We start from the raw sequence: 11,635 nt of genomic DNA on the forward strand, positions 1-11,635 counted from the left end.
GTATAAAGCAAACAGTTTTCTTAATCGCAGGCGGTTTAATCATCTACTATTTCTTTAATTCGGGTATTTGTTGTTTTGCCCTATGGCTCTATTCCATCCTCTTCTTTAAATTTTAGATCTGAAAATTACTTGAATATTCTCTTTAGGGATAAAATACGTTATAACGTCTCCTCCCTTAAACTCATTTAAAATTTCTTTTAAAATATCTACAATCTCCTGCTTTGTTATATCCCCAAGATCGCTTCTTATAGATTCCAGTTCATATATTAGTATAAACGGATTATCCGTATCTTTTTTACCTGTATATTCATTATGTATATTCCTCAGATCGATTTCTATATCTTTACCCTTGTAGTGCAAGATCCATATATCTTCGCCGCTATAGTTCATATCTCTAGGATCTCCGATAGTGATACTGCGCACAGGAAAAAGCCAAATACCTCTTTCTCGATCTATGCACCAATCTCTCGAATTTAAATCTACCCAATCAAGCTCACCCTGATAATACTTATTGCATATCTCATTGCACGGTTTTAGCAAATCGTATTTCTCGACATCCTCTTTTGAAATTTCCTCTGTAACAAACGCCATTCTCTCCTCCTTAAGAATTTAAAATTTTAGACCGCTTGCGGGTTGCCGCCGCCTTTGCTTTTACGACAAATCGTTTAGCCCTTTGCCGAGCGAATGGCTAAATATACGCCAAATTTCATCTTTCTGCGCCGCGTAAATTTTAAAATTTCGCTTTTATGTAGGCGCTGTTTTCTTGCGGGTCTCTCGCCGATAACTCGCCGCCTGTAGTTTAGATGAAATTTTAAAATTCCACTACCTAAACGCACGGATAAAATTTTAAAATTTCGTCGTCCGCGCGCACGAATAAAATTTTAAAATTCCACGCCGCAAATCAAAGCGCAAATAAACGCGTTGCTGCGCACAGAAATCGCGCGAATTAACAAAAGTCGCGTTTGAATTTCATCGATAAATTTATAAATTTCGACTATGATTCGGCGGTTTCGTTTTCGTCGATTACGGCTTGCATCGTGTCTCTGGCGTGCCGCAACCAATCTTTATCGCTCGTATCGAGTAGGTCTAGGTAGATGATTTTGACATGTCCGCTATGGACGGTGAAATCGTGAGAGTTTGCGATGTGCTGCGTGCCGATGAGTACCACGGGCTGGACGCGCAGACCGAGCTTGCTAACGATCGCTTTGGCGCCACTTTGGAATTGCAAAAGCTGCGTGCCGCGATGTCTGGTGCCCTCGGGAAACATCGTGATGACGCGCCCTTCGCTCACGCGCTGCTGTACTTCGTGCACGATCCGCACCAGATCGCGCGGATTTGAGCGATCGACCTGGATCATCTTCGGAAGCGTGATGATTTTGCCAATGATAGGGATGTCTGCGATCTCCTTTTTGGCGATCCAGCAGATATCGGCGGGATGGGTTTCTTCGAGCACGACGATATCCATTATGCTTTGGTGGTTGGCAATTACTAGCTGCGCGCGGGGATCGGGGGTACCTATGATCTGGATATCGTATCCGACGCCGTAGCGCTGGAAACGCCCCCAAATTCGGCGAAAGCGGCGATGAGAGGAGTTTTTCACCGCCATGGCGATCACGACACAAACGACGGTAAAAATAAACCAAATCGCGTAAAATAACGCTCTAATCCTTGCTAAGCTCATCTTTTTTAACCCAGCCGATCTTATTGCCACCCAGCATGATTTTATAAAATTCCTTATTAGTGCCCAAAATTTCGACCTTTTCGGGATTTTTAGTCACGTAAAACACGGTGGAGCTTTGCATAGGTAGAATTCTAACGGGAGAATTTTGCGCGATGCTGCCCGTGCCGTAAGGCCTTTGCGCATAGAAATTTACCGCCAAAATCAGCACAGCAAAGATAAGCGGTGTGATATTTTTACTAAGCAGAAACATCACCAAAAGCACGGCAGCTAGCGTGTAGATCGCGATCTGCTTGTAAGCTTCGAACTTGCTCTCTTTCGGATTTAGACCGATCTGCGTGCTAAGATCCTCGGCGCGCGGATTGAGTTCAAGCCCGAAATTTTCAAATTTTTTAGTATTAAGATTAAAATAGCTAAAGTCTAAATTTGTGATATTTTTATCCACGACGGCGAAATAATATCCACTCTGACTTGCGTATGTGCCGCGTACGGAATCCACACCCTGCTTGATAATGGCTGGATTATCTATGCTAAAAGCGCTGATTGCGCCGTTTCGGATACCAAGATCGAGCGTGAGTAAATTTGAAGCGTCGTCAAATTTAGTAGTTTTGTAGTTTTTAAGTTTCAGCTCGTCGGCTACGATATGCGAAAAATTAGGCTTCGTGTCAAGCTTCATAAATTCCGGATTATCAGGCTTAATAGAGCTTTTTTCAAAGAATTCTCCATTGCGCTGCAGTGTCAAAACGAGCTCATTTATCTTATCGCTCTTATCGCTTGCCGCAAACCACAGCGTCGTCTCAAACATCTCGTCACCCTCAATCCACGTAAGATTGTCAGCATTAAGCCACTTCATACCATTGGTGCGGCTGATCTCTAGCTTTGGCTTGACGGTGATTTTCTGCCCTAAATACACGGCGAAATCGATCTTAAAAATTTGATTGCAATACACCTTCCTAGGCATCCCGCTGGCTTTTAGCGTAAGCTCCTTAGGCTTAATGTCCTGATAGACCTTATCGTCGGATACATCAAGATCGACTTCGTTAGTAGGCGCCAAAGCCTTAAGATCGTCGATGCTTAAATTATCCATCGACATAACCTCTTTTTTATTGTATTTCAGCATTACCTTAGAATTATCGCGCGTCTGCGGCTCGTCGGGCTTATCCTCAGCTTTTTTCGGTGCGTATCTACTTAGATCATCGAGCGAATCGATCTCAATCTCCGGCGCAGCAAACGCGAGCGTGCAGACACCTAAAATAGTAAGAATTTTTTTTAGCAAATTAAGCCTTTTAGCATTTTCTCTCCATCCGTGCCGCCCAAAATAGGCTCTATCGCGCGCTCAGGATGCGGCATCAGACCGAAAATCTTTTTGTTTTTATCGCAAATCCCCGCGATTGCGTCTACTGAGCCGTTCGGATTTAGATCCGCGCCGTTTTCGTCACAATATTTTAGCAGCACGCAATCCTCGTCGTATAGCGACTTTAGCGTATCCGCAGGCGCATAATAGTTTCCCTCGCCATGCGCGATCGGGATATTTAAAATTTCGCCTTTCTCGCAACAGTGCAGAAATTTATTATCGTTTGAAACGACGCGCAAATTGTGAAATTTTGATATAAAGCTTAAATTTATATTTTTATTCATCGCGCCTGCGAGCAAGCCTAGCTCCAAAAGCATTTGAAAGCCATTACAGATGCCTAAGATATAGCCGCCGCGCGCAGCATGAGCGAGAACCGCCTTCATCACCGGGCTAAATTTAGCAATCGCCGCGGTTCGCAGATAATCTCCGTGGCTAAAGCCGCCAGGAAGCACGATCAGATCGGCGTTTATGTCGGTTTCTTTATGCCAGATTATCTGCGTTTCGCAACCGAGCTTATCAAAGGCGTATTTGGTGTCGCGCTCGCAGTTGGTGCCGGGGAAATTTACGATCGCTACCTTCATATCACGATCTCGTAGTCTTCGATGACGGTGTTTGCCAAAATTTCATCGCACATCCTAGCGACGTCGGCGTAAATTTTATCCCTATCCTCGCCATTTATATCAAGTACGATCTGTTTGGCTACGCGCACATCTCGCACGCCGCTAAATCCAAGCGAAGCGAGGGCGTGCAAAACCGCCTTGCCCTGCGGATCTAGCACGCCCTGCTTAAGCCTTACGTTTACGATCACCTTCATCGCTTATCCTAAAATTCTACGCAAGACCTCTTCGTAGGCCACTTTTACGCTACCAAGATCCTGCCTGAATACGTCCTTATCGAGCTTTTTATCGGTCTGTTTGTCCCAAAAGCGGCAGCTATCGGGGCTGATCTCATCTGCAAGCAGGATATTGCCGTCCTTATCTCTGCCAAGCTCGATCTTGAAATCCACGAGCTTTAAATTTCGCTCATCAAAAAATTTAATCAAGATTTCATTGATCTTGCGCGCGATCTTTTTGAGCTCGTCAAGCTCGCTTTGGCTCTTTACGGCGCCGAGCAGCAAGCAATGCTCGTCATTTAGTATCGGATCGCCCAACTCATCGTCTTTATAGCAAAACTCCACCAGCGTAAACGGAAGCTTCGTGCCCTCTTTGATGCCCAGGCGCTTTGTAAGTGAGCCGGTGGCGATATTTCGAGCGATGATCTCAAGCGGGAAAATTTTGCATTTTTTCACTAGCTGCTCGGTCGGGCTGATCGTCTCTACTAGCGCAGTGGCGATGCCGTGCTTTTTAAGCAGATCAAAAATCAGCGTCGAAATTTTACAATTCAGCGCGCCTTTGCCGCTCTCTTCGGCTTTTTTGACGCCGTTAAACGCCGTCAGCGAATCTTTAAATTCCGAAATCAAAAGGTCGTCACTTTCGTTAACCGACCACATCTTTTTGCCCTTGCCTTCGTAGATAAGCTCTTTTTTGGTAGCTTGCATCACACTCTCCTTACTTGATGTTTAGAATTTTTATCGCGTCTATTGCGGTTTTTAACTGGATATCGTTATTAATCTGCTCTGCGGTGATGAAATTTTTCTCATCCTTTTTCTGAGCATCTTTTTTCTTAGTCTCGACCTTGGCTAACTCGCCTTGCAAATGCTTTTTGAGATCGGCTTCTTTTAGCGAGAATTCATCCTCGTCGCGGCTCGGCACCTTGCCCGGCGCCACTATGAGATCAGGCGTCACGCCCACCGCTTGGATAGTGCGACCACTTGATAGATAGTATCGCGCTATGGTAAGCCGCAGAGCTTCTTTATCCTCTATCGGCAGGATCACCTGCACGCTTCCCTTGCCAAAAGTTTTTTCACCGACCAACACGGCGCGCTTTAGATCCTGAAGCGAGCCGCTTACGATCTCGCTTGCGCTTGCGCTGCCGCCATTGACCAAAACCACAAGCGGTAGATCGGTGATCTTCTTTTTAGGATCGGCGTTATGCGCTTCGGTTTCGTTTTTCGCGCGCCCTTTTTGAGAGACAATAAGACCTTTGCCGACGAATAAATTTACGAGTCCGATCGCTTGATCCAAAAGCCCACCCGGGTTGTTTCGCAGATCCAAAATAATGCCTTTGGCGTCTTTGTGCTCTTTTATAAATTTGCTCGCGTCCGCTACCACGTGCTGATCGAAATTTGTAACGCGCAGATATAAAATTTTATCATCCTCGATCATCTTGGCATAGACCGATTCTACTTTGATTATGTCGCGGATAATCTCGACGTCGAAAGGCTTGCTAACTCCCTTACGCACGATCGTTAGAGTGATTTTGGTTTTCGGCTTACCGCGCATTTTTGAGACTGCATCGTCTATCGTGATGCCGAAGGTCGCATTGCCGTCGATACGCAAGATCACGTCGTTAGCCTGAATACCTTTCTTGTCGGCGGGAGTACCCTCGATAGGCGAGATAACGGTCAGAGCGCCGTCTTTCATACCCACCTGAATTCCAAGCCCACCGAACTCGCCCTCGGTCTGAACTTTCGTGTCGTTAAACGCCTTTTCGTCCATGTAGCTTGAGTGCGCGTCGAGGTTATTCATAAGCCCCGAAATCGTCTTATCCACAAGCTCCGAGAAGCTCATCTCATCGACATAATTGTTTTCGACGATCGCAAGTGTTTTAGTAAGCTTGGCTAGCGCCTCCAGACGCGTTTTTTCGCTGTCTGGCTTTTTAGTCGCGTTGACCTCTCTGGCTTGTAAATTTCCGGTAAAAAAACTAACGCCTAAAAATAAAGAGAAAATAAATCCCAAGCCGAAGAAGAGGTGTTTTTGTCGCAAAGTTTATCCTTGAAAGTAAAATAGAGTGAATTTTATAGAAAATTGGCTAAAAATAAGGTAAATTTCATACGAAATTTGTGCGTTTACGGATAAATTTAAGCCGAAAATTTTAAAATCTCACTAAAAAATCTTGACATAAAGACACTAAAGTTATATAATGCAATCAACTTCAACTTTAGGAGAAAATTTATGAACGAAACTATTGAAATTTTAACCGATAAAATGCGCTCTTTGCTCGAAAGTAGCGTTTCTTTGGCGATCCATTCCAAAAATAGCGAAGTGGGCGTATTGCACATGCTCTGGGCTTTGGTAGCCGACAGCGGCTCGGTGCTAAATCAAATTTTTAATAAATTTAGCATCGAAAAGACCGCAGTCGAGCTCGAGATCAAAAGCGAAATTTCAAATTTGCCTACGAGCTCAAACATCACGAAGGAAAACGTGCGAATCTCGCGCGAGCTGATGAACTCGCTAGAGCTCGCAAAGGGGTTGATGACGAGCTCGGGCGATAAATTTATTGCCGTAGACACTTGGCTGATCGCAAATTTAAATGCAGATCCGCTAAAGAAAATTCTGTCTAAATTTGCGGATCTTAGCGAGATCAAAAAAGAGCTGGAGGCACTTCGCGGCGGTAAAAGCATCGATTCACAAACCGCCGACGAGACGCTTGAAGCGCTTAGCAAATTCGGCGTTGATCTCACCGCCAAGGCGATCGCGGGCGAGCTCGATCCGGTCATCGGTCGCGACGAGGTAATCTCGCGAATGATGCAAATTTTAATCCGTAAGACGAAAAACAACCCTATCCTACTCGGCGAGCCGGGCGTGGGAAAAACCGCAGTCGTCGAGGGTCTTGCTCAGCTGATCGCAAAAAAAGAGGTTCCGCTCAGCCTGCAAAACAAACGCGTCATCGCGCTTGATATGAGTGCGCTGATCGCGGGCGCGAAGTACCGCGGCGAGTTTGAAGATAGGCTCAAAGCCGTCATAAACGAGGTCGTAAAAGCCGCAAACGTCGTGCTTTTCATCGATGAAATTCACACCATCGTAGGCGCGGGCGCAAGCGAAGGCTCTATGGATGCCGCAAATATCCTAAAGCCCGCCCTTGCGCGCGGCGAGCTGCACGCGATCGGCGCTACGACGCTGAAAGAGTACCGAAAGTATTTTGAAAAAGACGCCGCGCTTCAGCGCCGCTTCCAGCCCGTGACGGTCGCGGAACCTAGCGTTAGCGAGGCTACGGCGATCCTGCGCGGCATAAAAGAGCGGCTAGAGGTGCATCACAACGTCACCATCACCGATAGCGCGCTTGTGGCGGCTGCAAGGCTAAGCGACCGCTACATCAGCGATAGGTTCTTGCCCGATAAGGCGATCGATCTCATTGACGAAGCGGCGGCGGAGCTTAAAATGCAGATCGAAAGCGAGCCCAACGAGCTTGCCAAGGCTAAGCGCGACATCCTCACGCTTCAGGTCGAAAAGGAAGCCCTTAAGATGGAGGATGACGGCAAAAACGACGAGCGGCTCGCGCAGATCGACAAAGAGATCGAAAATTTAACCGAGCAGAAAAACGCGCTTCAGGCTAAATTTGAAAACGAAAAGTCCGTATTCGGCGGCATCAGCGAGGCGAAAAAAGCAATCGACAGCCTTAAAAACGAAGCCAGCCTAGCAAGACGCAACGGCGATCTTAGCAAGGCTGCCGAGATCGAATACGGCAAGATCCCCGCCGCGCAGGCAAAGGTCAAGGAGCTTGAGGCGAAGTGGGATGCGATGAAAGAAAACGGCGTGCTTTTGCGAAACCGCGTGGACGAGGAGAGCGTGGCTGAAATTTTAAGCAAATGGACCGGTATCTCGGTAAGCAAAATGCTCTCCTCCGAAAAGGAGAAATTCCTCCACATCGAGGAGCATCTAAAAGAAAGCGTCGTGGGGCAGGATGAGGCGCTGCACGCCATCGCTCGCGCAGTCAAGCGCAACAAAGCCGGTCTCGTGAATGAAAACCGCCCAATCGGAAGCTTTTTGTTTTTGGGCCCTACCGGCGTCGGCAAGACCGAGAGCGCAAAGAGCTTAGCCAGGTTTTTATTCGACGACGAGCGGGCGATGATCCGCTTTGATATGAGCGAGTATATGGAAAAACACAGCGTCTCACGCTTGCTCGGCGCGCCTCCGGGATACGTGGGCTACGATGAGGGCGGACAGCTTACCGAAGCGGTGCGCAGAAAGCCCTACTCGGTGCTACTTTTTGATGAGATCGAAAAGGCGCACAAGGACGTTTTTAATATCCTGCTTGGAATTTTAGACGACGGACGCGCAACTGACAACAAGGGCGTTACGGTCGATTTCAAAAACACAATCATCATCCTAACGAGCAATATCGGCTCGGCTAAGATTATGGAGCTTGACGCCAAAAATGCGGATAAGCCGCGCGAAATCGCGCTTGCCGAGCGCGAGGAGGCGGTAAAGAGCGAGCTGAAGAATTATTTCAAGCCCGAATTTATCAACCGTCTGGACGACATCGTGATCTTCAACGCCCTAAGCGAGGACGATCTTATAAAAATCGTGGGCATTATGTTTAAGAGCCTGCAAAAAACGCTCGCAAACCGCGGCATTAACGCAAGCCTAAGCGAAAATGCCAAAAAACTCATCGCCTCGGCGGGCTTTGATATTGAATACGGTGCAAGGCCGCTACGAAGGGCGCTCTACGATCTAGTGGAGGATAAGATCGCCGATATGATCCTAAGCGACGAGATCAAAACGGGCGATCGGATCGAAATCGGCGCGCACGGCGGCGAGATCGAGATAAAGAGAGTGAAATAAAATTCGGCGGAATTTATCCTGCGGGGTAAATTCCGCGCTTTGGTGGAGTAAATTTGGTAAAGTAAATCTAATACTTTATTAATTAATATAAATTGAGCGGGTAATCTATCCGTTGGGAATTGAAACCGATCAAGATAGGCTTTAAAAAGAGTGCGATACCCGGTAGAATTCCATCCCATTGGGAATTTAAACGGGCACAATACCGAACCTTTGATATGAACGATCGGGGCAGAATTCCATCCCGTTGGGAATTGAAACATCTTGTTCCATTCGCTTTCGGTTTCCGCTTTCTGGTAGAATTCCATCCCGTTGGGAATTGAAACTAGTTCTGTTCGATAGAGAAAAGATATTTGAGTATAGTAGAATTCCATCCCGTTGGGAATTGAAACAGAATTCTGGGGTAATCAAATTTTAGCTCTTTCATGTAGAATTCCATCCCGTTGGGAATTGAAACATATCCAAAGGCTTGATTTTTTCGCTTTTGGAGTGTAGAATTCCATCCCGTTGGGAATTGAAACCGATATACCCAAAGCGGAATTGGATTTTGCGAGGGTAGAATTCCATCCCGTTGGGAATTGAAACCTATGCACTTCCGCAATGCCTATAAGGGCGATGTATTGTAGAATTCCATCCCGTTGGGAATTGAAACATATAGGCTATGCTAATATTCCCCCATCAAAACCGTAGAATTCCATCCCGTTGGGAATTGAAACCGGAAACGATCCATGCGTCCGATCTTTCGGTCTTTACGTAGAATTCCATCCCGTTGGGAATTGAAACTCGGATACTGCTTTTTGCCGAGCCACGAATTCGGTAGAATTCCATCCCGTTGGGAATTGAAACACGACAGAACCAGAACTAAAATTATCTTTTTCATTGTAGAATTCCATCCCGTTGGGAATTGAAACTTCTGCCACTACATTTTATAGCGTCCCGCAGGAATGTGGAATAATTCTATCCTTTGGGAATTGAAACGCCTAAATGGGCTTATTGCACGATTTGCGTAGGCGGTAGAATTCATCTTATTGAAATCAAAACGGATTTACGCGATACACCTTTTGCGGCAGGAATGGGTAGAATTCTCATCTTGCTAGAAAATTTAAAAGATTAGTTGTGGCTGGGATAAGATACAGCATGGGGCACTTATGTGAAATTTCATTCGGTTTCAATTTGCTCACCAAATATATTAAATTTATAGGTTACGAATAAAATTTTGAAGTTACTTATAGATTAAAATTTTAACGAACTGTATATTTGCCACAATATAAATAAATTTAAATGCAACTCATTTGGTAGCAAATTCCAAAATATTTGCAAAAATGCACGCTAGGGATCTTAAAAGCTAGGTTAAAGAAGGAATTCTGCATTAATTTTAATTAAATTTACGCTACAAATTTAAGATCATGTGCCAAAGTTAGAATTTAAAATTAAATTAGATGATGTCAAAGAGGCAGAAAGATGGAAAAAATTTTATAAAGCAGAATTTGGTAGCATCCTCTGAAACTGCAAAACAAAGAATATCGGCGTGGTCGTCATAAAAAGGAAAAATCATCTAAATTTAATGGATACTACCGCCTTTGCCACATAAAGTATAATAAATAAATGCCTCCGCCAATTATTTTTTAAAATTTTTAAAAAATTTCTTCAAAAACGCCTTGTAAAAGATCGCGAATTTCGACTCTTTTTTCTCATAAATTACGCGAAAGACGCCCTGTAGATCCAGCTTTTCTTGCAAAGTAATGTTTTGCACTCTACTCTCCTATAAGTTTTTTTATCTTATGCAGCACAAACGCAGCGTCGTCGCTATCGAGCTCGCACAACATCTGGCATATCGCGGTCGCGGCTTGCGGCTTGGTCGTGCCCAAGCGCCAGTCCTGATACGTCCGCATCGACACGCCTAACCTATGCGCCATCGCGGCGTGCGAGATCTTTTTGCCGTTGTTTTTAGCTTCGACGGCATTGTGCAAAATGTTGAATATATCGCTCGTTTCTAACATATGAAAATTATACAAATTTATTCGTTAATTATACATAAAATCGTATAAAATGAATAAAAATTGTGTCATTCATAAGTAAAAATAGCAAAACACTTCGTTTATCCGTGTGAATTATACAGAATACTGCATAAAATAAACATAAAATTTTATAAATACTTGGTTTATTTTAATTATAATATTCTCTTTCGTTTTCACCATCTAAGAAATGTGATGAACATAAAGAATGTATTCTTTCGACTATTCTTAATGCCTTTGTTCTATCCACTGTTGTTCGTCCATTAGATAACAATTCACTTAAGTCATCTATACTTAAATTAGATGAAAAGAATGTAGGTAACTTTTCTGCTTCTCTATGATTAATAATTGGACCTAATACTTCGTCACGAATGAATTCAGTAATATTTTCCGCACCAATATCATCAATTATAAGTATCTCTTCATCTCTCACTAAATCTATATATAAATCATAACTATTATCATTTATTTTAGATTTTATCTTTCTAATAAATTCTGGATAATATAAGATAGTTGGTTCTTTTCCATTTTGTTTAAAATAATTGTATATAGAACCCATTAAATAGGTTTTTCCTGTACCTGTTGGTCCATATACATATACACCTCTTGAAGATTGGCCATTTAATATATTTCTACAAATTTTAATAATTTCTGTCGCTAAAATTCCCTTTTCTCTACTCCTAGATAAATTTTCAAAAGTGTATGTTAAAACTCTTTTTGGTATAAACTCTGTCTTTACCTTATTAGAAGTTTTCAAACTGGCTACTTTTTGCTTGTATTCTTCAGTCTCTTCGTATAATATATTAACTTCTTCATTACTAAAAATTAACTTAGGCTTATGTTCTATATTTAGTAGTTTATCTTTCGAAATATAAAATTGATAAAACTTTTCAAGATTATTTTCTATATCATTTTTTGTAAAATTATT

Annotated in this window: 11 protein-coding genes and 1 CRISPR repeat array; of the genes, 1 reads left to right on the forward strand and 10 read right to left on the reverse strand. The window is 43.8% G+C overall.

What is annotated here, in order from left to right; all coding sequences use genetic code 11:
• Window positions 1-105: 105 nt before the first annotated feature.
• From Q0537_RS04430 to Q0537_RS04460, 7 genes are all read right to left on the reverse strand, one after another.
• Entirely contained in the window at window positions 106-591 is a 486-nt protein-coding gene (locus tag Q0537_RS04430; RefSeq protein WP_299225435.1) for a hypothetical protein, read from the reverse strand.
• A gap of 403 nt (window positions 592-994) precedes the next feature.
• Window positions 995-1,681: a lysophospholipid acyltransferase family protein gene (locus Q0537_RS04435; RefSeq protein ID WP_299225437.1), complete on the reverse strand. Its 687-nt coding sequence runs from the start codon at window positions 1,679-1,681 to the stop codon at window positions 995-997.
• Window positions 1,662-2,954, reverse strand: coding sequence for an SH3 domain-containing protein (locus tag Q0537_RS04440; protein WP_299225439.1), 1,293 nt, complete (start codon window positions 2,952-2,954; stop codon window positions 1,662-1,664). The genes Q0537_RS04435 and Q0537_RS04440 overlap by 20 nt, the downstream gene beginning before the upstream one ends.
• Complete coding sequence (gene purQ / locus Q0537_RS04445; protein ID WP_299225441.1) at window positions 2,948-3,613, reverse strand: phosphoribosylformylglycinamidine synthase I; 666 nt, start codon at window positions 3,611-3,613, stop codon at window positions 2,948-2,950. The genes Q0537_RS04440 and purQ overlap by 7 nt, the downstream gene beginning before the upstream one ends.
• On the reverse strand, window positions 3,610-3,846 hold the full coding sequence (gene purS, locus Q0537_RS04450; RefSeq protein ID WP_298062928.1) for a phosphoribosylformylglycinamidine synthase subunit PurS: 237 nt from the start codon (window positions 3,844-3,846) through the stop codon (window positions 3,610-3,612). The genes purQ and purS overlap by 4 nt, the downstream gene beginning before the upstream one ends.
• Window positions 3,847-3,849: 3 nt before the next feature.
• Window positions 3,850-4,569 (reverse strand): phosphoribosylaminoimidazolesuccinocarboxamide synthase, encoded by a 720-nt coding sequence (gene purC / locus Q0537_RS04455; protein WP_297882374.1) that lies wholly within the window; start codon window positions 4,567-4,569, stop codon window positions 3,850-3,852.
• Window positions 4,570-4,579: 10 nt separating this feature from the next.
• Window positions 4,580-5,869: a S41 family peptidase gene (locus tag Q0537_RS04460; RefSeq protein WP_366811248.1), complete on the reverse strand. Its 1,290-nt coding sequence runs from the start codon at window positions 5,867-5,869 to the stop codon at window positions 4,580-4,582.
• Between the two features lie 216 nt (window positions 5,870-6,085).
• On the opposite strand from Q0537_RS04460, the gene Q0537_RS04465 reads away from it, so the two are divergent.
• On the forward strand, window positions 6,086-8,695 hold the full coding sequence (locus Q0537_RS04465; RefSeq protein WP_299225444.1) for an AAA family ATPase: 2,610 nt from the start codon (window positions 6,086-6,088) through the stop codon (window positions 8,693-8,695).
• Window positions 8,696-8,791: 96 nt separating this feature from the next.
• Window positions 8,792-9,670: direct repeats of the CRISPR family, unit length 30 nt; unit sequence GTAGAATTCCATCCCGTTGGGAATTGAAAC.
• A gap of 640 nt (window positions 9,671-10,310) precedes the next feature.
• Here the strand turns inward: Q0537_RS04465 and Q0537_RS04470 are convergent.
• The 3 genes from Q0537_RS04470 to dnaI all read right to left on the reverse strand — a co-directional run.
• Entirely contained in the window at window positions 10,311-10,445 is a 135-nt protein-coding gene (locus Q0537_RS04470) for a hypothetical protein (RefSeq protein ID WP_297881635.1), read from the reverse strand.
• Between the two features lies 1 nt (window position 10,446).
• On the reverse strand, window positions 10,447-10,692 hold the full coding sequence (locus Q0537_RS04475) for an XRE family transcriptional regulator (RefSeq protein WP_298783401.1): 246 nt from the start codon (window positions 10,690-10,692) through the stop codon (window positions 10,447-10,449).
• A 166-nt stretch (window positions 10,693-10,858) separates the two neighbouring features.
• Window positions 10,859-11,635: primosomal protein DnaI (dnaI, locus tag Q0537_RS04480; protein ID WP_299225446.1), on the reverse strand; the 777-nt coding region annotated here is incomplete at its 5' end.

This window comes from uncultured Campylobacter sp., from assembly GCF_938017775.1.
Taxonomy (GTDB): Bacteria; Campylobacterota; Campylobacteria; order Campylobacterales; family Campylobacteraceae; genus Campylobacter_B.

What these genes read in the sequence shown, in the direction of transcription:
- Q0537_RS04430 (WP_299225435.1), bottom strand. Translation starts at nt 591, where the DNA reads ATGGCGTTTGTTACAGAGGAAATTTCAAAAGAGGATGTCGAGAAATAC.
- Q0537_RS04435 (WP_299225437.1), bottom strand. Translation starts at nt 1,681, where the DNA reads ATGAGCTTAGCAAGGATTAGAGCGTTATTTTACGCGATTTGGTTTATT.
- purQ (WP_299225441.1), bottom strand. Translation starts at nt 3,613, where the DNA reads ATGAAGGTAGCGATCGTAAATTTCCCCGGCACCAACTGCGAGCGCGAC.
- purS (WP_298062928.1), bottom strand. Translation starts at nt 3,846, where the DNA reads ATGAAGGTGATCGTAAACGTAAGGCTTAAGCAGGGCGTGCTAGATCCG.
- purC (WP_297882374.1), bottom strand. Translation starts at nt 4,569, where the DNA reads ATGCAAGCTACCAAAAAAGAGCTTATCTACGAAGGCAAGGGCAAAAAG.
- Q0537_RS04465 (WP_299225444.1), top strand. Translation starts at nt 6,086, where the DNA reads ATGAACGAAACTATTGAAATTTTAACCGATAAAATGCGCTCTTTGCTC.
- Q0537_RS04475 (WP_298783401.1), bottom strand. Translation starts at nt 10,692, where the DNA reads ATGTTAGAAACGAGCGATATATTCAACATTTTGCACAATGCCGTCGAA.